This is a genomic window from Chitinophagales bacterium (assembly GCA_017303415.1).
Taxonomy (GTDB): Bacteria; Bacteroidota; Bacteroidia; order Chitinophagales; family Chitinophagaceae; genus SpSt-398.
In genome coordinates this window covers 994,593-1,018,203 of the sequence record JAFLBJ010000001.1, presented here as the reverse complement: position 1 = coordinate 1,018,203, position 23,611 = coordinate 994,593, and the positions used below count along the sequence as shown (strand labels likewise).

The following is a 23,611-nucleotide window of genomic DNA, read 5'->3' as shown; positions in this document are numbered from 1 at the left end:
AAAATACGAATGGGTGTTAGCTTTGAAACGTGAGACGTGAGGCGTGAATCGGGAGTTGTCCCCCCTCACGTCTGACGATTCACGTCTCACGACCCACAACTCGCGGCCTTCGATTCCCTATTTTTGCCAAATGCAAACCCTTATCACCTCCATCCACACCCTCTACAAAAACTGGAAGGGGGAAGAACCGGCCTCCATTGACCTTTTGCCGCAATCGGGAAGTGACCGGCGGTATTTCCGGGTAGAAGGCAGCCGGGGTGATCGGTATATTGGTACCTATGGAGATAATATCCGGGAAAATGAGACCTTTCTTTACTTTTCGCGGCATTTTTATGAAAAAGGGCTTTCTGTACCGGCGATCCATGTCGTTTCGGATGATAAAAAGTGTTACCTGCAGCAGGATTTTGGCGACCTCTCCCTGCTGAACCTGCTGGAATCAAAAGGATATGAAAAAGAGGTCTACGACTGGTTTCGGAAAAGCCTGGAAGAACTGGCCCGGCTTCAGGTAACCGGGGATAAAGGACTCGACTATGAACAATGTCTGACAAACAAGGAATTTGGCAAACAGGCCATCATGGCCGACCTGCTATATTTCAAGTATTATTTTCTGGATGCTTTACGGAAGCCGTACGATAAACAAAAACTGATCGATGATTTTGAGGCGCTGGCCAATTATCTGACCCATACCGAGTACAAGTTTTTTATGTTCCGCGATTTCCAAAGCCGGAATATCATGCTGGATGGCGATAAGATCGGATTCATCGATTTTCAGGGAGGCATGAAGGGTGCCCCGCAGTATGATGTGGCCAGTATGCTTTGGCAGGCGCGGGCTAACCTGCCTGATGAATGGAAAAGCCAATTGCTGGAAGATTATATGGATGCTTTTGAAAAACTGATCCCTTCCACCCTTGACCGTACCATCTTCCGCAGCCAATATAATGGGTATGTATTGATCCGGCTCCTGCAAGTGTTGGGAGCTTATGGATTCAGAGGCTTGTTTGAACGCAAGGCCCACTTCCTGACCAGTATACCACTGGCGCTGCAAAACTTGTCCTGGTTCATTCACAACCAACCCATCGGCATCGGTGTTCCGGAGTTCAGTAAAGTGCTGAACATCTGTGTGGAGAATGAGATCATTGCCCGGTTTACCCCCCTGCAAGCAACCGAAAACACCCCGCTGATCGTCCGTATAAATAGTTTTTCCTATAAAAAAGGACTTCCCGGCGACGATTCCGGAAACGGAGGGGGGTATGTATTTGATTGCCGGGGGATTTTGAACCCGGGAAGAAAAGAAGAATTCAAGGTACAGACCGGCAGAGATAAAGCAGTAAAAGACTATCTGGAACAGCAAACCCGTATGCCGGAGTTTTTGAATAGTGTTTTTGATATCGTGGATATTACGGTGGAAGATTATATCCAGCGGGGCTTTGCCGATTTGCAGATCAGCTTTGGATGCACTGGTGGTCAACACCGGAGTGTGTATGCAGCGGATGCACTGGCCAGGCACCTACGTAATAAATTTAAAGTGCGGATAGAATTAAACCATCGGGAACAGGGGATTAGGGAGAGGAGGTGAGGTTGGATGACAGATGACGGATGACAGATGACCGGGGTCCTGAGTCGAAAATCATGCAGTTTAACAACAATATTCCAAGATCCATCATCCATCATCCAACATCCAACATCCATCATCCAACCTCCAACCTCCGTCATCCACTCGCTAAACAACTAAACAAAACCCATGCACGCCATGATCTTTGCCGCCGGGCTCGGCACACGTTTCAAGCCCTGGACCGATTACCACCCCAAGGCGCTGGCCCTGGTGAATGGTCAATCCCTGCTGCAAAGAAATATCGCTTATCTCCGGCAATATGGTATTCAACAGGTGATCGTCAATGTCCATCATTTTTCACAACAGATCATTGAGGCCGTTAACGAACAGAAAGGATGGGGCAGCGAGGTATTCATCAGCGATGAATCAGATAAATTACTGGAAACAGGTGGAGGCCTGCAAAGGGCGCAACCCCTTTTTCCCGAAGGACAGCCTTTCCTTACCTGCAATGCCGACTTTCTCACTGATCTTGATATTCACCAGCTGATCCGTTTTCATCAGGAAAAAAAGGCCCAGATCAGTTTTGGGGTCACTTCCCGGAAAAGTTCCCGCAATTTGTTATTTGATGAAACGGGCCGGCTGCGGGGTTGGGAAAATACCCAGACCGGCGAAACACGTCCGGCAAAATTGCCCATACCCCGTAATGAGTTAAAAGGGCTTGCCTATAGCTGCGTGGTGGTGTTTGAATATGAAGTGTTCAGACTGATGAAAGATAAGGGGTTTGAAGGAAAATTCTCCCTGATTGATGTGTACCTGGCCCTGGCGGAAGAGCAGGTGATCATGGGATATGACCATACCGGCGACCGGCTGGTGGATGTGGGCAAACCCGAGAGCGTAGCCGTGGCAGAAGCAATGTTTCCTTAAAATTGATAAACGGGATAGTGAGTGACGGTGAATTATTTTAACTTAGTCACCTTTGTCTCAACCACTCCAGTGGTAACTCAACTTCAAACCAGAAAATGAAAAAAATTAGTCTTGCACTATTCTCCATCGCTTTGTCGATGTGCTTGTTTGCCCAGGAATCGAAATTCGACAATCGCGCCGCTTTTGATCCGCAGTTCTACCCCTACCCTGGTAACGATTACCGCTCGGCATCGGGCGAACCCGGACCTAAATACTGGCAAAACAAAGCGGACTACTCCATTCAATGTACGCTGAGCCCCGAAACACATTCTGTTTCCGGTGAAATTAGTATCACCTATACCAATAACAGTCCCGACAACCTTTCTTTTCTCTGGTTGCAGATGGACCAGAATATCTATCGTTCCGATTCACGCGGAACTGCGACCACTACACAATCGGGTGGACGTTGGGCCAATGCGGAATTCACCGAAGGATACCAGATCAAAGACATTAAAGTCAAAGGAGCGGCTGAATCCTATGTGCCGGAGAAAGTGGTGGCGGATACGCGGATGCAGGTATGGTTAAAAAACAAATTGGCGACCGGACAGCAGGTTACCCTTCATATCCAATACCAATTCACCATTCCTGAATATGGCACCGATCGTATGGGACGTGTCAACACCAAAAATGGATGGGTATATGAGGTGGCCCAATGGTTTCCCCGTCTTTGTGTATATGACGATATCCAGGGATGGAATACCCTGCCCTATATCGGACAGGGAGAGTTTTATCTCGAATACGGCAATATTGATTTTAGCATCACCGCGCCTTCCGATCTGATCGTTGTGGGATCAGGTGAATTGACCAACCCGCAGGAATGTCTGACCTCCGAACAATGGTCACGCTGGCAGGAAGCATCAAAATCGGATAAAACAGTTACCCTGCGTAGCGAAAAAGAGGTAAAGGATAAGAAATCCCGCCCGGCGCAACCCACCTGCACCTGGAAATACAAGATTCAAAATACCCGCGATGTGGCCTGGGCTGCTTCCAAGGCCTTTGTTTGGGATGCGGCAAAAATCAACCTCCCCAGCGGAAAACCCTGTCTGGCCATGAGCGTATATCCGGTCGAGAGCATCAAGAAAGATGGCTGGCAGCGCTCCACTGAATTTGTCAAAGGAAGCATTGAACACTATTCCAATAAATGGTTTGAATATCCTTATCCCATGGCGGTGAATGTGGCCGGTATCGTGGGCGGAATGGAATACCCCGGTATCGTATTCTGTTCGTATCGGGCTGTAGCCGGTGGGTTATGGGGTGTGACCGATCATGAATTCGGACATACCTGGTTCCCCATGATCGTTGGTAGCAATGAAAGGAAATACGCCTGGATGGATGAAGGCTTTAATACGTTTATTAATGGATTTTCCGGCGAAGCCTTTAATAATGGTGAATATGCGGAAGGTGGTAGTTTACCCGATGATATGATCAAGTTCATCTTTAATGATAAGATGGATCCACTCTATACCACACCCGATGTAATTACTCAAAGCAATCTTGGCATCGCTGCCTACTACAAACCCTCCATCATGCTCAATGCCCTGCGGGATGCTGTATTAGGTCCCGAGCGGTTTGACATGGCATTTAAAGAATACATACGTCGCTGGGCTTTTAAACATCCCACCCCGTATGATTTCTTTCATACCATGGAGAATGTTTCCGGTGAAGACCTCGGATGGTTCTGGAGAGCCTGGGTACTAAACAACTGGAAACTCGATATCGGCTTAAAGGATATCAAATATTCCCGGAATGATACAGCCAAAGGCGCCACTATCACCATCGAAAATTTGGACCAGATGGCCATGCCGGTAACGGTATTGGTAAAAGAAGAAAATGGAAAAGAACATACCCTGAACCTGCCGGTAGAGATCTGGCAGCGGGGAAATAAATATTCATTTACTGTAAAATCCACTTCGCGCATCGCCGAAGTGATCATTGATCCAAAGAATTTATTGCCGGATGTGAATAGGAAGAATAATGTGATAGCGGAGAAAGGGTTTTAAGCGAGAGACGTGAATCGTGGGACGTGAGACGTGAATCGTGAGAAGTCAGCCATGAGTTATTTAGCCCTGTAATTCATTCTCACGATTCACGTCTCACGATTCACGACTGACGTCTCACGTCTTACGCCTCACGCTTCACGTCCCTCTTCCTGCTTCCCACGAAAGTACCACTTGCACTTATCCCTGAATTTCGCGCGTTCTTCTTCACTCATGTTTGCCATTTTTTCGCGCCAGTGTTTTCTCATCTGGTGTTTGTCGCCCCAGCCGGGGCCGCCCCGAAAACCGCCAAAGAGTATTTTAGACAGCACCAATAATCCTGCTGCCTGCCAGAAACTGATCAATTTTACACCCACCAAGGCAGGCAAGGTGGCATTCCACAACAACATCACGATCCAGCTAAAGAGCATTATCCCTGCTGCGGCCAGCAGGATAAAGAAAGGGATCTTACGCATCCAATATTTTTTCATGTTCACTGTTTTTAATTTTTTGTAATAATATCATCATACACTTGTTGCAAACGCTTGCGCAAATGCAATACGGCATATCTTTTTCGGGATAAAAGGGTGTTGATCTTTTCTCCGGTTTGTTCGGCTATTTCCTGAAAAGACAGGTCATCGATCTCATGCATCCAGAATACACTGCGCTGTTCGGCGGGTAGTTCAGCCAGGGCCTCCTCCAGGGTTTGCCAGAAGACACCCTTGAGAATTTCCATTTCGGGGTCACCCGATTCATCGGCCAGTAATGTCCTGAACTCATCATTGATGAAATCACCATCCTCATCCACTGGCGAAAGGTCATCCAGTAATACGGGTTTCTTTTTTCGGTATGTATCCGTGATCCGGTTCCGGGCAACGGTGAACAGCCAACTGCCCGCGTTCTCGATGGTGGCGAGATCCACCACGCTGGTCAGTTGATACCACACATCCTGCAGGATGTCCTCCGCATCTTCTTCGGTACGAACACGCTTCCGGATAAAGGAACGGAGCCCTTTCCCAAACCGGTTGACGATATCGCCCAGACTTTGCCTTCGCTGTTCATTCATAGCCCTTTGTATTTCCAAAGACTGCGTCATAGATGGATAGACGCTTGAAATGGGAAGATATTTTACGGAGGGAGGAGGGATGTTGGATGACGGATGACAGAGGACAGATGACAGAGGACAGATGTTGGATGTTGATATAGTGTTGTTAAACTGCCGGATTTTCGACTCAGGACCTCGGTCATCCGTCATCAGTCATCCGTCATCCAACATCCAACATCCGTCCTCTGTCCTCTGTCATCCGTCATCCAACATCCAACCCCATCACCTCCAGCACCTTCCTCTCCCCCTTCTCCCACTTGATCAACCGGATTTCGCCTCCGGCGATTTCGATACCCGTAATATCCCCATCCACAAAACAACAGCACCCACTATTAAAGTAATTGGGGGTCATTTGCATAAAATCTACCGAAAGCGATTTGTACTCGCGTTGCCTGCGAATGATCTCTTCTTTTATTGCCTTTGCCTTGTCTACGAGATTATCCCTTTCGGCGAAGATCAAATCCCGGTGTAACCTTTCCAGATGGGTAAGCGAGGCAAAAACAGGTTGATGGGTATGCCCGGTGATCAACCAAAGATCCTGCTGCGCGGCACTCCATTCATACATGATCCGGTTATGGGTGGTCTTGATCTGTATATCGTAAGCGGGTGTATTGGGATTGATCCTTAAATAAGCTTGTAAAGGGGCCCAGATATTTGCCACAAAGAATTTGCTGAACCAGTTACCGTCACTCGAACGATCTCCCTGATGGCCATGGGTGAGGAAAAGATCAAAATGGCCTTGTGGTTTTTGTATACGCAGGATCACGCCCTCATAAACGGCAACATCCTGTCCATAGATCCGTTTCAACTGCCAACTGGCAAACGGATCATTGGCCCAATACAGGTCGTGGTTTCCAAAAACCTTGAAAAAGGCCTGGCGTTGAATAAACAGTTTCTCCGCCTCAAAGCTGACTGTGTTGTGTTTTTTAACCTGGAGCAGGGTATTTTCCCAAAGCTCTTCCGCATCACCCAGGGATATATAGGTATAGCCTTCGCGGTTGTAATGATCAAGGGCGGTGAGATAATTGGGTTCTGCTTCTCGAAAATCGTCGGCCCAGTTCTTAGCCCCCCGATGATGATCGGAGAAAATGATAAACCGGTCAAGCGTTGGGTCGATATTCAATAAAATGCCCTTTTTCCGGTCTTTGCCCGAAAGGATCGCTTCCTTTAAGGAGGTCAAGGCCGAAAAGATACGGGGCTGATCGGGTTTAGAGGCAAAACGCGATGCTGCCCAGAGGACAGGTTTTAGCAGGATTATTTGCAGCAGACGGCGCATGTCAGGAACGGACCGCGATCATGCTGATTTCGACATTGACAAATTTGGGAAGGGCGGATACCTGAACGGTTTCACGCGCCGGGAAATAATCGGTGAAATACTGCCCGTACACAGCATTGATCTCGGCAAAACGGTGCATATCAGTAATAAAGATGGTTGTCTTCACCACCTGATCAAACCCAAAACCCGCTGCCTTAAGTACGGCTTCCAGGTTTTTCATCACTTGTTGTGTTTCTTCCTGAATATCCTTGTTCCTGAGTTCGCCTGTAGCAGGATCGATACAGACCTGACCAGATATATATAAGGTATCGCCCGCCAGAATGGCTTGGTTATAAGGACCTATCGGAGCAGGTGCGTTGTCTGTTTTAATAATGGTTGCCATGTTGTTGAATATCCCACGAATTTAGGTTTATGCCTTTTCTTTGCAAAAAAAACGCCATGCACCTGGCCATCAGAGCCGATAAGAAACAGCGGGCTTCGATCGAAGCAATGGGAGTGGCCCCGGATTGTTCCATTACCTGGATCGCCGAGGATTTAGCGACCATTGAATGGCCCGAGGCCGATGGATATATTGACCTGCTTTTTGAAACGGATCCAATGGGCATTCGATCTTTATTGAGTGGACCAACCCCGATTATAGTTAGTGCCGTGAGTACCAAGGCAAGTGAGATCGGAGAAACTGTGGTACGCATTAATGGATGGCCTGGCTTTTTGGATAAACCCATCTGGGAAGCAGCGGGGGAAGAAAAATACCGGAAAGCAGCGGAAGAATTGGCTGCCCATATTCAACATCAACTGGTCTGGTGTCCCGATGAACCTGGTTTAGTTTCCGCGCGTGTTATCAGCCAGATCATCAACGAAGCTTATCTGGCCCTTGAAGAAGGCGTATCAACCCGGAATGAAATAGATATCGCCATGCAAACTGGCACCAATTATCCGCAAGGTCCCTTTGCCTGGGCAGAAAGCATCGGAAAGAAAAAATTGACTGGTTTACTGGAACGATTATACAAAACTAATGACCGATACATCATTGCACCCCTGTTGATCAAGGAGGCGAATCATGAATAACCAACCCTTTATACTCGCAATCGATACGGCACAGGAAACAGCTTCGGTTTGTATTGCTAAGGAAAAACACTTAGTGGCCATCCGGACCAATAACAATCAGAAGGATCATGCCGTATGGATACATAATGCCCTTGAAGAAATAAGAAAAGAGGCGGGAATAACCTGGAAAGAGTTGGATGCAGTGGCAATTAGTAATGGTCCTGGCTCATATACCGGACTCAGGGTAGGACTTTCTACAGCTAAGGGTTTGTGTTATACACTCGACAAACCGCTTATCACAATCGGCACCCTTGAAATGATGGCCTGGGGAATGAAAGAATTGGCGACAGATCTGATATGTCCGCTTATCGACGCAAGGCGAATGGAAGTGTATTACGCGGTGTACGATAAAGCGCTGTTACCAGTTGAAGAACCTTCCGCAAAAATTTTGCAGCAAAAAAGTTTCGACAATTATATATATGATCGTCAAATTGTTTTTGCCGGATCAGGGAGTTTTAAACTGAAAGAACTTATCTCGAGTCACGAAAATGCCACATTTGTCAATTTAATGTTTGATTCTTCCTTACTCATTTTACCTTCGCTTGACAAATATATAAAACGGCAATTTGCAGATCTGGCTTATGTTGAACCGTTGTATGTCAAAGAATTTTTTTCGACTTCGAAGAGACCGCTTATATAATATTCATACGTTTTAACATTTTGCTATATAAGGTTAATAAAGTGCAATCTAAATTTGCCTGTTTCTTGAAAGGAACCAAGATATCCAATTTAGTATGAGTACGTACGCATTAACATTGAATCAAAAGACACCCCAGGGCGAAGCAGTCACCATTGATTTGCTGAACCTGAAGAAGGTGGCTTTAATTCTCCGGGCATTGAACCACAAGCTTAGGCAACAGATTGTAAAGTTGATCGATGAGAGTGAGCGGATTACGGTTACCGAGATCTACACGCATTTACGCATCGAACAGTCGGTCGCTTCCCAACACCTGGCTATTCTGCGAAAGGCAGGGATCGTGGATACAACACGCAATGGGAAATATATCTTCTATTCCATCAACGCCAACCGAATTCAGGAACTGAACCAGTTCGTCAACCAACTCCTGGGATAATTTCCCAAAGAAAAGTTAACGACCTCTTTTTTTAACCACTTGTCAAGGGATTTAGACCCTTTGGATAAATCATTGCCCTCCCATTTCCTCTCGCAATTATCTTTATTACGAAACTTTTAGTACATGTAACATTTGGCCGTCCAGAATGGTCTTACTTGTACGTTTCGGCGTAAACCAACCCAACACATGAAGAAACAACATTTTTTACCGCTGATCGGGCTTATGCTTTCTCTCGGAAGCTCCGCACAAACGGGTCCAGCCACAAGCAACCCACCTGCGCCTTCCTCCGGGACAGCGATCGCGCGTGAATTACCGGCAATACGTATCTCATTACCCGTCAAAATTGATGGGGTTTTGAACGAACCAGCCTGGAAACAAGCCTCACCTGCATTTGACTATACCGAATTCCGCCCCAAGATCGGAGGCAAGGAAAACTATGAGACCCGCACCGAAGCCTTTCTGATGTACGATGATGATGGCTTCTATTTTGGCGGCTTCTGTTATGAGAGAACCAAGGACAGCATTGCCCGTGAGTTGACCGGCCGGGATGGGTTTGGTACCAATGACTATATCGGCATTATCATCGATACGTATAAAGACAGGCTCAACGGTTTTGAATACTTTGTAACCCCCCTCAATGAACAATGGGATGCTAAGATGTCACCCGGTAACAGCGATAACGGGGGAGAAGATTTTAGCTGGAATGCGGTTTGGGAAAGCGGCACCAAAATACACGACAATGGCTGGAGCTTTGAGGTCTTTATCCCTTATGCCGCCATCCGGTTTGGTAAAAAAGAGGTCCAGGACTGGGGAATCAATATCACCCGCCGTCGGCGGAAAACAGAACAACAAGTGACCTGGAACCCGATCGATCCCACCATAAACGGTTTTCTTACCCAGGAAGGTTTTTGGACAGGTATCACCAATATCAAACCGCCCCTGCGTTTGCAGTTCTCGCCCTATTTTTCTGTATATGCCAATCATTTTCCCGTCAATCAGCAGGGACAAAAAAACTGGACCAGTAAGGTGAATGGTGGTATGGACCTGAAATACGGAATCAATCAGGCCTTTACGCTCGATGCCACCCTGATCCCCGATTTTGGACAGGTACAAAGTGATAACCAGGTCTTGAACCTGACACCCTTTGAGGTTCAATTCAACGAATACCGGCCATTTTTTACAGAAGGTACCGAGCTTTTTGGCAAAGGAAACCTGTTCTATTCACGGCGTATCGGTGGCCGGCCACTTCATGCGGATGACCTCTGGCGACACCTGAGCCCTACCGAACAAGTGATCAATAACCCGTCTGAATCCAAACTTATCAATGCGACGAAGATATCCGGTCGTACCCAAAAAGGATTGGGCGTGGGTTTTCTTAACGCGATCACCAAGGCCCAATACGCTACCATCGAGGATGTGAATACCAAAGAAAGAAGAGAGATCCAAACCGATCCGCTGACCAACTTTAATCTCTTTGTATTGGATCAAACCATGAAGAACAACTCCAGCGTTTCCTTTATCAATACCAATGTGATGCGGAGTGGAAAGGACTATGACGCAAATGTGAGCGCCGCCCTTTTTGATTTCAATGACAAAAAGAATACCTGGAACGTAGGAGGTAAACTTTCCTTAAGCCAGTTGGCAGGTTACAGCGCCCCGGGTAAGGTAGACGCCGGATATAGCCAGAATCTCTATTTTGGTAAAACCAGTGGCCGTTTCAATTTCCAGATCAACCAGAGCTTTACCGACACCAAATATACCAGCAACGATCTTGGTTATTTTACCAACAATAACTTTCTCGACCATTATGGGTACGTGAGCTATCGCTGGATAGAACCCAAAGGTTTTTATAACCGTATCAACATCAATTTTAATTTCTACCTGAGCCATTTGTTTGAACAAATTGGCCAGATAGATAAGAAATACCAGCGGTTGAACCTGAATTTCAATACCAATATCCAAACCAAATCGCTCCATTGGTTTGGTACCTATATTGGTTACAGCCCCAAACAGTATGACTTCTATGAACCCCGGGTGGCCGGTGCAGTCTTCCGTCGCGGGTCGAGCCTCGGTATCGGCACCTGGCTGGAATCCAACTCGGCTAAGAAATACTTTGTAGAACTGGAAGCCTTTACCCGTACTTACTTTGATTTCTATAAACTCTTTGCCATCGACTTTGGTTTTGAACAGAATTACCGCTTTAGCAGCAAATTCTCGATCGCTCATGAGATCAACCTGGAACCCCGCTACAACGGCGTTGGATTCACGGCCATCGATGATGCCACCGATGAGATCATCTTTGCCCGTCGCCGCGTGAATACGATCGAAAGTGTTTTGGGCTTTAAATACAGTTTCACCAACCGCATGGGACTTACCTTCCGCGCCAGGCATTATTTCAGCTCGGTAGAGAACCAGGAGTATTTTACCCTGCAAAACCTGACCGGGGAATTGGTGAAGAACACCACATTCAACGAAGACCGGAACCAGAATGCCAATTTCTTTAATATTGACATGGTGTACACCTGGCAATTTGCCCCCGGCTCATTCCTGAATATTGTGTGGAAGGATGCGGCGTTTAATTACACCAATCTCGTAGAGCGGAATTATTTCAAGAACCTGGGCCGGACAATTGAAACCGACCAGAACAATAATATTTCGCTGAAAGTGATTTACTTTTTGGATTATTTGAGTTTGAAGAAAAAGAAGAAATAATCATAGAGGTATAGTGATTTTTTGGTTTCTCGCAGCGGACGCAAAGATATTTACGAACGCTGCGGCAGTCTTTTATTCGAATTTAGGAGAGCCGTAGCGCTCGCAATAATCATTGCGTCCGCTGCGAGAAACCAAAAAACTCTATGCCTTTGTGTCTATGTGGTTTGCTTATTTCCATCTCCGATGGCTCCACAGCCACATTTCCGGATTTTCGCGAATGAATTGCTCCAGGAATACCGCATACTGTTTCGTCATTTCCCCTTCGGGTAATTGCGCGGGGTTATCGGGTCCCAGCTCAAATATCATCTCATAATACCCTCTTTTTACCTGGATAAATTTGCAAAAAATGATCGGGATATTTTCTTTTCGCGCCGCGTTCTCCGGTCCTTTGACAAAAGCGGTATTGCGATTAAGGAATGGTATCCAGAATACATTAGTGGTATCTGCCGGTCGCTGATCGGCGCCGAGGATGATCAGGTATTGCGAATTTTTATGCGGTGCAATGGCCTGGCGCATTTCGGTGGCGGGTAATAAAAAAGCCCCTGTACGTGACCGCACAAAACGGATCAATCGCTCAAAGATCCCGCTGCTAAGCTTGAGATAAACGATCAGCACTTTAAACCGGGCGTCCATGGGGATGCGGACCAGCGCCATTTCCCAGTTGAAATTATGTCCAACCAATAACTGGGCCTTACGTCCTGTAGCATGTACCTGATGAACCAGGGAAAAATCGGCCTTGAAATGTTTTTCCAAAAAAGCCCTGGAACAGGACAAAAGCTTGATGGTCTCAATAAAGTTATCGGTAAAATTGCGATAGAATTTCTTTGCAATGGCGACCCGCTCGGCCTCTGTTTTCTCGGGAAAGGCCTGGGCCAGGTTCCTCATCACCACCTCTTTGCGGTAACCCACACCATAATAAAGAATCAAATAAGCCAGATCAGAAATACGGTGAAGCACCGCAAAGGGCAATAAGCTGAAGGGGTATAAAAGACCGTAAACGAGGTAATACATTGGGGCAAAGATATTGAATAGTGAGAGACGTGAGGCGTCAGACGTGAGATGTGAAGCGTGAGACGTGAGTTGGCAAACTTTTTAGAAGCTATCTATCCATTCCTCACGCTTCACATCTCACGTCTGACGCCTCACGATTCTACAAGACAATATTCTGCACCAACCCGCTCTTGCCCGGATAATCCGTATTGTAATGCAGCCCGCGGCTTTCTTTTCTGAAACCGGCGCCTTTTACAATAAGATAGCCCACTGTGATCATATTCCGCAGCTCCAGCAACTGGGGTGAAACAATGGAGGTACGGTAAAGTTCTTCGGTCTCTTCCCAAAGCAGGTCGAGGCGGCGGCTGGCTCTTTGCAAACGCACATCATTGCGAACGATACCCACATAATCACTCATGAGCAATTGAAGCTCTTTCAGGCTTTGGGTGATCAGGATCATTTCCCTTGGTTCGGAGGTACCCCGGGCACTCCAATCGGGTATATCGTCCTGAAAGGCCACGCTATCCACTTTTTGCGAAGCATCCAAATAACAACGGTGGGCAAAGACCATGGCTTCCAACAGGGAATTACTTGCTAAACGGTTGGCCCCATGCAAACCCGTGCTTGAACATTCGCCACAGGCATAGAGGTTACGCACCGAACTCCTTCCCCATTCATCGGTTTTAATGCCTCCACACATATAATGCGCGGCCGGTGCTACGGGTATCATATCCCGGGTAATATCAATGCCGATAGACAAACATTTTTCATAAATATTGGGGAAATGCTCAATAAACTCTTCCTTCCCCATATGCCGGCAATCGAGATACACATGTTCGGTACCGCCTTTTTTCATTTCATTATCTATCGCTCTGGCTACGATATCCCGGGGTGCGAGATCTTTTCGCTCATCATATTGCGCCATAAAGGCTTCGCCCTTTTTATTACGGAGTATGCCACCATCGCCACGCACTGCTTCGGTGATCAAAAAGGCCTGGCCTTTTACACCCGGTTCAAATAAAGCCGTTGGGTGAAACTGAATGAACTCCATGTTCTCGATCCGTGCTTTTGCGCGGTAGGCCATGGAAACACCATCCCCTGTGGCTATACCCGGATTGGTGGTGGTTCTGTACACCTGCCCACTTCCCCCGGTAGCCAATAAGGTTACCCGGGCTAATATCTTCTCGATCTTGTTTGTCTCCAGATTAAGTACATAGACTCCATAACATTCAATATCAGGGGTGGACTTGGTAACGAGATAACCCAGGTGGTGCTGGGTAATAAGGTCAATGACAAAACAATGCTTGATGATCTTGATATTGGGTTGACGGCTTACTGCCTCCAGCAAGGCCCGTTCCATTTCCCATCCGGTAATGTCTTTATGGTGTAAGATGCGGTGCTCGGAATGCCCGCCTTCTTTTCCCAATTTATAATCCCCATCCTCTTCGCGGTCAAAACGCGCGCCCCAGTCAATCAATTCCTGCACGCGGCTCGGGCCTTCCTTCACCACGAGCTCTACCACTTTTTCATTACACAACCCGTCACCGGCAATCAGGGTATCTTCAATATGTTTATCAAAACTGTCCTGTTCAGGATCGTTGACCACGGCAATGCCTCCCTGGGCATACTTTGTATTTGTTTCATCGGCGGCGGCTTTGGTCAATACCAACACCTGCCGATCCGGATAATGACCCGCCATCTTCAACGCATAGGTCAACCCCGCAATACCTGAACCTATGACCAAAAAATCGGTTTTCTGCATACTGGTTTATTCGTTTTTAAAAAGGATATATCGAATGGTCCCGATGACCAGGAATAACTGAGCCAGTCCATAGGTACCCATGACAGATAATCCTGCCATCGAGAAAGGTTGATAGAATTTATTGATGGCCAGCAAAGAATCGGAAATGACAAAGAAGAGGGCCCCTGTTATGATATAAAAGGTTGCCGGGTTTTTTTTCATAAAAACCACATGCAATGCCAGCAACAACATGATACAGATAACAGCACCGTAGATACGCACAGGGAGGATAAAATCGCCGAGGTATGGAGATAGCAACCACATCAGCAATCCATAGTAGATCGCCACAGGCAGAAGCAGGAGATAATTGTTCCTGATATTTTCTTTATACCTGATCTGGGCAAACAACAGGATATAAAAAATATGCGCGATCAAAAAAGAAGATAGGCCTAATAAAAAGAAGAAGGGCTTTTGTCCATCAAACATGAGGAAAATATCACCGAGCCAGGAGAAGAAGAGCGCCCCGATCATCCAGCGTATCAATCCCGATTTCTTTCCTCTTACTGAACTGATGAAATAGGCAAACAGCCCTACCATCAGAAGGGGTTTGGTTACATACCGCAGGGTATCATTTTCCATAGCCACAACCACCAGATCGGCTATAAAAATGCCCAGGAAAAGATAAAGCCAGTAGGAAGGTTTCATGTTATTGGGTTGGTTCGGTCCAGGCTTCGTTTTCTTTTAGCAAATTGATCAGTTCATCCACCGCCACCTCGCTGTCTACGTTCCGCTTCACGATCTCTTTCCCTTTGTAGAGCGTGATCTTTCCCGGTCCGCTTCCTACATAACCAAAATCGGCATCCGCCATTTCACCGGGGCCATTCACGATACAACCCATGATGGCGATCTTCACGCCCTTCAGGTGATGGGTTACCGAACGGATACGGGCCGTTGTTTCCTGCAGGTCAAACAAGGTACGGCCACAACTGGGACAACTGATATATTCCGTCTTGGAGATCCTTGTTCGCGTAGCCTGCAAAATGCTAAACGCAGTATTATTCGTGAATTGAGAAATATCTTTTACTGGTAAATAAGTTCGCCCGCTTGCCTGTACACTTTGTTGGGAGGCCTTGCTGCCATAGCCCAGACAGATACCATCACCCATGCCTTCGAGGAAGAGCGCACCTGTTTCGGTGGCAAAATGGATCAAATGCTCGTCGGGCGATTGCCCATTGCTGTCGGTGATCAAAATAACCGGGTTGCAGATACCTCGTTTCATTAATTCCATGAACATCCGTCGTACGGATTGCATGGCATTCCGGTTCGTACTGCTCAAACAGATTACCACGGTGGGATCATTTGCGAGTTCATCGAGATAGGTGAAATCGTTCACGGAGGTATCATCATTAAAGCAATCCAGCATCACGAAATTCAGTACCGGGTGTTTCTTTTCGGCTTGCACATAGCCAGCTGCATCAAAGATGGGATAGTATGCCGGATGCCCGGCCATATCTTCCCAGGTAGCCGGATACGTGATCACCGATAAGGTGCCCGGTAGTTCGAAGGAAAGTGGTTGGTTCCCGGTAAAAATAAAATCGGCTGCCGCATCACTGATGCTCCATTTGTCGGTAGCAGAATCATACTTGTATCCGATACTTTCCAGATGAGATGGTTTTATCTGCTCTGCCTGAAACAGTCCGCCCACAACCACCGGCACCTGATTTCCGCCAATATTCTTTATGGCAAATGTCTCCCGGCGTTTATAGCTAAAGGGGTCATAGGGCAACCTGTCAATGGCAGGTACATGGTCAGGAGTATCCTGTCCTTGTTGGGTGTAGCGGCTGACCAGGTCCTTACAAACAGGAATTTCAAATTCGGGATCTTCGGTCAGGGATACCCGAATGGTATCTCCGATCCCTTCTTCAAGCAGGGTGCCGATTCCGATAGCCGATTTAATACGACCATCTTCTCCGTCACCCGCTTCGGTTACACCCAGGTGCAGGGGGTAACATTCTCCAAATTCATCAAACATGGTCCGGATCAGGAGACGGTAGGCTTGTACCATCACCTGTGGGTTGCTCGACTTCATGCTGAGAATGATCTGGTGATAATCTTCCGCCCGGGCAATACGCAGAAATTCCATCGCGCTTTCCACCATTCCGATCGGGGTATCTCCATACCGGCTCATGATCCGGTCACTCAGGGATCCATGATTGGTACCGATACGCATGGCCGTGCCATGTTCCTTACAGATCCTGACCAACGGAGTAAACCGCTCGCGGATACGCTCGATCTCTTCTGCATATTCCGCATCGGTATAGTCTATTTGTTCAAATTTCTTTTTATCGACATAGTTTCCGGGGTTCACCCGTACTTTCTCTACGATCCGCGCAGCGATCTCGGCGGCATTGGGGGTAAAATGGATATCCGCTACAAGCGGGGTGTTATACCCTCTTTTTCGAAGTTCATCCTTGATGATCTGAAGGTTCTCGGCTTCTTTTTTGGAAGGAGCGGTGATACGTACCAGTTCGGCACCTGCTTCAATACAGCGAATGGATTGCTCCACAGTGGCCAGGGTATCCATCGTATCGGTGGTGGTCATGGTCTGCACCCTTATCGGATGCCCATTGCCCAGCAACAGGTTCCCGATTCGTACTTCCCTCGTCTTCAAACGCCCATACTTCGTTAGGGATTCAGCATAAAATTGCATGATGGAATACCGCTTTGTTTAATCGGTACAAAACTAACAAAGAAAGCGGGTTGAAGTTTACCAATCTTTTCGTTCATACCCCCCCCCTTGTTGTGGTTTCTTTTGGAGGCGTTGTTGGGTCTTTTGCTCCTTTTGCTGCAGGTTCTTTAACTGTTGTTGCGCCTGCTTGGGGTTCATTTTCGGGGGTGGCGGTGTTTTTGGGGGAGGATCCTTACGGGGTGGTTTTTTGTCCTCCTTATTCCTGGCATCTCTACGCTTTTTTTCCAACAGGGCCTTTTGCAGGTTTTCCCTGGCCAGTGTATCCGATGGATTGATGCGAAGCGCTGCTTTATAGGATTCGATGCTGGCTTCCAGTTTAAACTGAGCAGTATGGATCACGCCACTATTATAAAAGGCATATGACCGGATGGTAGGGTCAGTGGAAAGAGCGATGGTTTTTTCAAACGAGGATAAGGCTGAATCCTTTTGTTCCAACCGGTACTGTGCAAGGGCGTGGTTATATCTTGCTTTCTCATGTTGCGGAGCGGCGATCCAGGTATTTCGGTAAATGGCTTCTGCTTCCTTGTATTGTGCCCGGTGGTAATACTCGTTTCCTTTATTCAGGTCGGTTTGCGCCAGCAGGGATTGAGGAAACAGGAAAAACAGGGTGATAGCGAGTTTTGGTACCCGTCTTCTCTCTCCTACCAATAATTCGATCAGCAGGAGCAGGAACATAGGAATGCCAAACCAGAGATAATAACTCGTGAAATTGATCAAAGAAATATCACTGAGGTCTTCTTTCTTTACGCGACTGAGTTGATCTGCCAAGGCATCCACTGTTTTGGCAGGATCATCCATTTTTACATAGGCCCCATGCGTTGTGGAGGCAATCGTACGCAATGTTGTTTCATTTAGCTTGCTGGTGATGGTTTGCCCCATGGCATCCGGTTTGGGCTGGCCGGTAGCCGGCTCAATGATCACAGAACCTGTTTCAGTTCCGATTCCCACGGTATTGATCATGATCCCTTGCTCGGCCATTTCACGGGCGGTTTGTTCCGCACCCGGATCATGATCCTCTCCATCGGATACCAATACCACCGATTTGAATTTTCGTTCTTTATTATTAAAGGCCAGGGCGGCGGTTTGCATGGCTTCGCTGATCACTGTTCCCGGTTGGGGTATATTGTTTGGATCGGCGGTAGTGACAAACATCTTTGCCGCGGTATGATCGGAGGTAAGCGGCATTTGTAAATAAGCCTTGCCGGCAAATAGAACCAGCCCGATCCTGTTCTCCGGCATTTTGTCGATCAGGCCATGCACCATTTGTTTGGCAGCTTCAAGCCGGTTGGGGACCAGGTCTTGCGCCCACATGCTCTTGCTTACATCCAGGGCGATCACCACATCAATTCCTTTTCTTTCGCCACCTGCATCCCCACCGGGTTTGCGCAGGTTCATCAGGGCGAGTACACCTCCGGCAAAGGCCAGAACCAACAGGATAAATTTAAGGTGTTGCCGAAATGGAGAATGAGTGGCGGTCAATTGCCGGATAAGGGCGGGGTCGCCCATCTGGCGGGCTGTCTTTTTTTTCCATTGTATATACAGGGTGTAAAGGAGGATAAAAATCCCAATGGCGGCAAGCAGCCAGAGACCCTGAAAGTATTGGAAATGAAGCTTCACGTGGGGTATATAGCAAGGATTATGCTAAAGTTTTTTCTTTCTTTACCGCAGAGAACAGGAGAACGCAGAGTTTCGCAGAGAATTTTACCGCTATGACACAATGATTCGCCAAGAGCTAATAGCTAAATGCTAATAACTTTCTCTGCGTACCTCTGCGTTCTCCAGTTCTCTGCGGTGAAAGAACTACATTTTCCCTTCCAAAAATCCAAGTTTCTTCAACACATCCTTCAATATCTTCATTCGCACCGTTGGCATATCCAGGTCTTTATTGGAAGACTCCACATTTAGCACAAAGAAATACGGGTGTTTATTCTCTACGATCCAGCCGATGATCCAGCCGATATGGCGTTGTTCTTTTTCATCCCAAAAACTCCAGCCGGTTTTATAACTCAACTGATAATTGGTATTGTCTTCAAAAAGCATTGCCCGTTTTACTGACTCCTGATACAGGTGAAAGAAAGGAAGTTCGTCGAAATACAGTTTTTTCACCATGCCCAATTGTTCATCGGGGGTCATTTTCACTACCCCATTCAACCAGAAAGAATCAATGGGTCCTGTGAGAACGGGTTTGCCATAACGTTGGCCATAACCGATACTATCCAACCAGAATTGCATCCTTTTTACCCCGATCCTCCGGGCTACTTCCTGATAATAGGGAAGGGAGGAAACCCGGAAGGCCTCAATCATGGTGAGGTCCTTATTTATTTCAGGACGGTTACGTACCACTCCATCCCAGGGAATGGTCATGGTATCGCTGCTGATCTTGCCTTCCTGCAAACCGATCAATGAATTCACGATCTTGAAGGTGGAGGCGGGGGTATAGGCACTGTCAAAATACCGGCCACGGTCAGACATGGTGATCTTTCCCGTTCCATTGTCAAACAGGGCAAAACACCCTTTTACATTGTTGTCGGTAAAATATTGTTGGAGAGAGCTATCAACTTTTACGTTGTTAGGTCGGCAGGAATAGAGCACAAGGATGGAAAATACAAACAGGCTGAAACGTCCCATGAACTTTTTCAGCAAATTTAGCAACAAATCAGTCGCTTAAATATAGATTCCGTTCTTGGTCTTGTAATGCTTAACTCCGTTGCAATCCTTCCGCATGGAAGTGCAGGATGAGAACATAACCAACAGTACAGCACCTGTTGCCAGGGCAAGAATAACTTTTTTCATCAACTAATTTTCTGGGTGAACTAATCCGGTAAATTCAAAGGAAGGATCTGTAGAGTTGGGTCATCAGTAGGAAAACGAAAATAATATCGGAATGTTGTATCTCATAATAAATTGGAGGCAAATTTTAACCTCCTATTAATCAATTACTTTCAACTCCTTCCCGATCTTGGTAAAGGCCGCAATCGCTTTATCCAGGTGTTCTGGTTTATGGGCCGCACTAAGCTGTACCCGTATCCGGGCGTGGCCTTTGGCCACCACCGGGAAAAAGAACCCGATCACATAGATCCCTTCTTCCAGCAGGCGGGCGGCAAAGGTCTGCGCCAGTACGGCATCGTATAACATGATAGGGACGATCGGGTGATCACCGGGTTTGATGTCAAATCCCGCGGCAGTCATTTTCTCCCGGAAATACCGGGTATTTGATTCCAGTTTATCGCGCAATTCGGTGGTTTCTGTAAGCATATCCAATACCGCGATCGACCCACCTACAATGGAGGGGGCCAGGGTATTGCTAAACAGGTAAGGTCTTGATTTTTGGCGCAACATTTCAATGATCTCTTTGCGACCGGAGGTAAAACCTCCCGATGCTCCACCCAGGGCTTTGCCCAGTGTGCCGGTGATGATATCGATCTTGCCCATCACACCCCGGTATTCATGCGTACCCCGGCCATTCTTACCCAAAAACCCGCTGGAGTGGCACTCGTCGATCATGATCACCGCATCATATTTCTCCGCCAGTTCCACGATCTTGTCCAATTGGGCTATGGTGCCATCCATACTAAAAGAACCATCGGTAACAATGATCCGGCTGCGACAGCCCTTTGCTTCTTTCAACTTGGCTTCGAGGTCATCCATATTGTTATGCTCATACCGATAACGCTGGGCTTTGCAAAGCCGCACACCGTCAATGATAGAGGCATGATTAAGGGCATCGGAAATGATCGCGTCCTCTTCATTGAACAAAGGTTCAAAAACACCCCCATTCGCGTCAAAGGCCGCTGCATAAAGGATGGTATCTTCTGTACCGAGGAATGCAGAGATCTTTCTTTCCAGTTCTTTATGTATATCCTGCGTGCCACAGATAAAGCGCACACTGCTCATGCCATAGCCCCGCTGGTCAATGGCTTTGTGGGCTGCTTCAATTACTTTGGGGTGGGAGGATAATCCCAGGTAATTATTGGCGCAAAAATTCAATACTTTTTTGCCCCCTACTTCGATCTCAGCATCCTGGGGACTGGTAATGATCCTTTCTGTTTTAAACAATCCTGCTTCACGTATCTCATTCACTTCTTTTGCAATGCGTTGGGCAAAATTTTCGTTCATAAACTGGCGTTTGTTTGGGCGAAGTTAAGGGATGTAGTTGGGTAGATGACGGATGACAGATGACGGATGTTGGATGTTGGATGTTGGATGTTGGATGTTGGATGGTAGTCGAAGAGCGGAGGCTTGCTGTGCGAGAACTCTGTCATCTGTCATCTGTCATCCGTCATCTACCCACCAACATCCAACATCCAACATCCGTCATCCGTCCTCCGTCATCTGTCATCCGTCCTCCAAAAATCCCCCTCTCCCTGTAACAAATCCCCCACTACCCACGTCCAATATAGAAATCAACCGGATATGAGTCGTAAGAATTACTTGAAAATCAGCCTGATCGGTTTTGTGGTGGTAACCGCGCTGGTATTCCTGTCTTATGTCGCTACCGGAATTGACAACGCCTCTCCGGCCTCGCAGCCCGCCGATTGCTGTCTGGAAGAGGAAGGGAGCCGTGGTACCGGCGAAATGATCTGGGAAAGCCTGCCCCGCCAATTCATGTCTTCGATCAATGTAATGCCTTAAAAATCAAGGCGTTATTTTTTACCTAATATTGTAACTTTTTTTGTTTGCGGAACGTATTACTAATGGCTGAAAAGTCATAAGTCCTAACGTAATTTAGCATCGACCACTGTTTATGACGGAACGGGAATACAATGAATGTGTAACCAGCTATGCGGATAACGTGTACCGCTTCATCCTGAAGAACCTTCGGCATGAAGAGGACGCACGTGATGTGGTGCAATCCACTTTTGAAAAGATGTGGATCCACCGCGAGGAGATCGATCCGGTAAAAAGCAAGTCTTATCTTTTTACCGTGGCATACCGCCAGATGATCGATCATATCCGCAAAGGAAAGCGGGTTCAGTTAAAAGAAGAGTTTGGCGAAAACACCCGCGTGGCCCAGGCCCCGGGAATCCAGGTGAGCAAAGTACTTCACGAAGCCCTGAACCGCCTGAGTGAAACACAACGGTCACTGGTCTTGCTAAAAGATTACGAAGGATACAGTTATGAAGAGATCGGTCAGATCACGGGATTGAGTGAAAGCCAGGTTAAAGTCTATCTTCACCGGGCCCGCACGCAACTAAGATCTTATCTGGGGAGTCCTGAAAATGTTATTTAACTGAAAAGTGGCGTATCATGAACATCAACCGAAATAATTACGAATCGTTCTTCCTGATGTATGTGGATAAGGAACTGAGTGCCGAAGAACAAAGAGCGGTAGAAGCTTTTGTACAAGCCCATCCCGATCTGGAGGAAGAATTACAGCTGTTGAACAGTGCCCGTCTTATCCCCGATGAATCCATTCAATTTGAACACAAGGAATTACTCTATCGCCAATCTAATCCCGTTCTCTCCGCTGAATGGGAAGAAAAATTACTGCGCTATATTGATCAGGAATTAAGTCCCGCAGAAAAAATAGCCTTTGAGAATAAGCTGGCCACTGACACGGTATTGCAAAATGAACTGGCGGCCTATCGGCAAACCATCCTGACAATCGATAATTCTATTCAGTTCCCCGATAAAGCCTCTTTATATAAAGAAGAAAAAGAACCGGCCCGCGTGATCTGGTTTACCTGGAAAAGAATGGCCGTGGCCGCAGTACTGTTACTGGCTGTTAGCACCAGTGCCTTACTCCTTATGCGCAACACCGGCGGTGAAGTAGAAAATCCAATGGCAGGCACAGAGATCAAAACACCGGCATCCACTCCTTCCAATAATGTTGAACAACCTGTTGTGAACCCGATATTGGCCAAAGAAGATAAAGACAATACGGCTTCAACTGGTGAGACATTGGTAAAAACACCTGCCACTGTCAATAAAGACAAGAAGACAGAGATCAATAATGGAAAAGCAGATACACAGGCCCCGGTTTATCTGGTGAATAATGGTAATCGCAACAACCTGCCTACGCCACGTAACCAGTCTGTGGCAGGAAATGAACCGGCTAACCAAACCCTTTATGCCTCCGTTGATCCGGTGAAAACTAGTCTGACGCCCGACCGCCAGATCGACAAAGCCGATCTTATCGAGAGCACAAATAATTCACTCGACCCTTCACTTACCGTTAACAACGGCATTGTAACAAATCCTTCCTTTACTTCGTATAACATAACAGATGATGGTAATAAAAGATCCCGCGGGCTACTCCGGAAAGTCACCCGGCTCTTTGAAAAAACAACCAACATCAAGGCGACAACCGATGATAACAAATTGCTGATAGGCAGTTTCGCGGTGAGCCTGAAATAAAAAATGACCC

Annotated in this window: 21 protein-coding genes; 10 read left to right on the top strand and 11 right to left on the bottom strand. The window is 47.0% G+C overall.

The features are described from left to right. The first annotated feature begins 130 nt into the window (after positions 1-130). The 3 genes from J0M30_04525 (at position 131) to J0M30_04515 (ending at position 4,515) form a co-directional block, all read left to right on the top strand. Positions 131-1,576, top strand: coding sequence for a phosphotransferase (locus J0M30_04525; protein ID MBN8666746.1), 1,446 nt, complete (start codon positions 131-133; stop codon positions 1,574-1,576). A 165-nt stretch (positions 1,577-1,741) separates the two neighbouring features. Next, positions 1,742-2,476, top strand: a complete 735-nt coding sequence (locus J0M30_04520) for an NTP transferase domain-containing protein (protein ID MBN8666745.1) — start codon at positions 1,742-1,744, stop codon at positions 2,474-2,476. Positions 2,477-2,571: 95 nt separating this feature from the next. Beyond that, positions 2,572-4,515, top strand: a complete 1,944-nt coding sequence (locus J0M30_04515; protein MBN8666744.1) for a M1 family metallopeptidase — start codon at positions 2,572-2,574, stop codon at positions 4,513-4,515. A 128-nt stretch (positions 4,516-4,643) separates the two neighbouring features. On the opposite strand, the gene J0M30_04510 is transcribed toward J0M30_04515, so the two are convergent. The 4 genes from J0M30_04510 to J0M30_04495 all read right to left on the bottom strand — a co-directional run bounded on the left by J0M30_04510 (position 4,644) and on the right by J0M30_04495 (position 7,254). Next, positions 4,644-4,982 (bottom strand): hypothetical protein, encoded by a 339-nt coding sequence (locus J0M30_04510; GenBank protein ID MBN8666743.1) that lies wholly within the window; start codon positions 4,980-4,982, stop codon positions 4,644-4,646. Between the two features lie 11 nt (positions 4,983-4,993). Then, positions 4,994-5,587, bottom strand: a complete 594-nt coding sequence (locus J0M30_04505) for a sigma-70 family RNA polymerase sigma factor (protein MBN8666742.1) — start codon at positions 5,585-5,587, stop codon at positions 4,994-4,996. Between the two features lie 211 nt (positions 5,588-5,798). Then, the gene (locus J0M30_04500) at positions 5,799-6,872 is read right to left on the bottom strand and encodes a metallophosphoesterase (GenBank protein MBN8666741.1); all 1,074 of its coding nucleotides are present in this window, start codon (positions 6,870-6,872) and stop codon (positions 5,799-5,801) included. A 1-nt stretch (position 6,873) separates the two neighbouring features. Next, on the bottom strand, positions 6,874-7,254 hold the full coding sequence (locus J0M30_04495; GenBank protein ID MBN8666740.1) for a RidA family protein: 381 nt from the start codon (positions 7,252-7,254) through the stop codon (positions 6,874-6,876). A 56-nt stretch (positions 7,255-7,310) separates the two neighbouring features. On the opposite strand from J0M30_04495, the gene J0M30_04490 reads away from it, so the two are divergent. The 4 genes from J0M30_04490 to J0M30_04475 all read left to right on the top strand — a co-directional run bounded on the left by J0M30_04490 (position 7,311) and on the right by J0M30_04475 (position 11,764). Continuing rightward, a complete protein-coding gene (locus J0M30_04490; protein MBN8666739.1) occupies positions 7,311-7,940 on the top strand; it encodes a hypothetical protein in 630 nt (209 codons plus the stop codon). Continuing rightward, positions 7,933-8,619: a tRNA (adenosine(37)-N6)-threonylcarbamoyltransferase complex dimerization subunit type 1 TsaB gene (gene tsaB / locus J0M30_04485; GenBank protein MBN8666738.1), complete on the top strand. Its 687-nt coding sequence runs from the start codon at positions 7,933-7,935 to the stop codon at positions 8,617-8,619. Before J0M30_04490 ends, tsaB begins: the two co-directional genes overlap by 8 nt. 94 nt (positions 8,620-8,713) lie before the next feature. Beyond that, a complete protein-coding gene (locus J0M30_04480; GenBank protein MBN8666737.1) occupies positions 8,714-9,052 on the top strand; it encodes a helix-turn-helix transcriptional regulator in 339 nt (112 codons plus the stop codon). Positions 9,053-9,238: 186 nt separating this feature from the next. Beyond that, positions 9,239-11,764: a carbohydrate binding family 9 domain-containing protein gene (locus tag J0M30_04475; protein MBN8666736.1), complete on the top strand. Its 2,526-nt coding sequence runs from the start codon at positions 9,239-9,241 to the stop codon at positions 11,762-11,764. A gap of 168 nt (positions 11,765-11,932) precedes the next feature. Here the strand turns inward: J0M30_04475 and J0M30_04470 are convergent, their stop codons facing one another. The 7 genes from J0M30_04470 to kbl all read right to left on the bottom strand — a co-directional run bounded on the left by J0M30_04470 (position 11,933) and on the right by kbl (position 21,360). Beyond that, positions 11,933-12,775: a lysophospholipid acyltransferase family protein gene (locus J0M30_04470; GenBank protein ID MBN8666735.1), complete on the bottom strand. Its 843-nt coding sequence runs from the start codon at positions 12,773-12,775 to the stop codon at positions 11,933-11,935. Positions 12,776-12,914: 139 nt separating this feature from the next. Next, positions 12,915-14,516 (bottom strand): L-aspartate oxidase, encoded by a 1,602-nt coding sequence (nadB, locus tag J0M30_04465; GenBank protein ID MBN8666734.1) that lies wholly within the window; start codon positions 14,514-14,516, stop codon positions 12,915-12,917. Positions 14,517-14,522: 6 nt separating this feature from the next. Then, complete coding sequence (locus tag J0M30_04460) at positions 14,523-15,200, bottom strand: lysoplasmalogenase (GenBank protein ID MBN8666733.1); 678 nt, start codon at positions 15,198-15,200, stop codon at positions 14,523-14,525. 1 nt (position 15,201) lies between these two features. Next, a complete protein-coding gene (ispG, locus tag J0M30_04455; GenBank protein MBN8666732.1) occupies positions 15,202-17,205 on the bottom strand; it encodes a (E)-4-hydroxy-3-methylbut-2-enyl-diphosphate synthase in 2,004 nt (667 codons plus the stop codon). 57 nt (positions 17,206-17,262) lie between these two features. After that, the gene (locus J0M30_04450; protein ID MBN8666731.1) at positions 17,263-18,861 is read right to left on the bottom strand and encodes a VWA domain-containing protein; all 1,599 of its coding nucleotides are present in this window, start codon (positions 18,859-18,861) and stop codon (positions 17,263-17,265) included. Positions 18,862-19,044: 183 nt separating this feature from the next. After that, a complete protein-coding gene (locus J0M30_04445) occupies positions 19,045-19,872 on the bottom strand; it encodes a class D beta-lactamase (protein ID MBN8666730.1) in 828 nt (275 codons plus the stop codon). A gap of 300 nt (positions 19,873-20,172) precedes the next feature. Next, complete coding sequence (gene kbl, locus J0M30_04440) at positions 20,173-21,360, bottom strand: glycine C-acetyltransferase (GenBank protein ID MBN8666729.1); 1,188 nt, start codon at positions 21,358-21,360, stop codon at positions 20,173-20,175. Between the two features lie 297 nt (positions 21,361-21,657). Here kbl and J0M30_04435 point away from each other — a divergent pair, with 297 nt between their 5' ends. The 3 genes from J0M30_04435 to J0M30_04425 all read left to right on the top strand — a co-directional run bounded on the left by J0M30_04435 (position 21,658) and on the right by J0M30_04425 (position 23,601). Next, positions 21,658-21,876: a hypothetical protein gene (locus J0M30_04435; protein ID MBN8666728.1), complete on the top strand. Its 219-nt coding sequence runs from the start codon at positions 21,658-21,660 to the stop codon at positions 21,874-21,876. Between the two features lie 112 nt (positions 21,877-21,988). Next, complete coding sequence (locus tag J0M30_04430) at positions 21,989-22,474, top strand: RNA polymerase sigma factor (GenBank protein MBN8666727.1); 486 nt, start codon at positions 21,989-21,991, stop codon at positions 22,472-22,474. 17 nt (positions 22,475-22,491) lie between these two features. Next, complete coding sequence (locus tag J0M30_04425) at positions 22,492-23,601, top strand: hypothetical protein (GenBank protein MBN8666726.1); 1,110 nt, start codon at positions 22,492-22,494, stop codon at positions 23,599-23,601. Positions 23,602-23,611 lie beyond the last annotated feature (10 nt).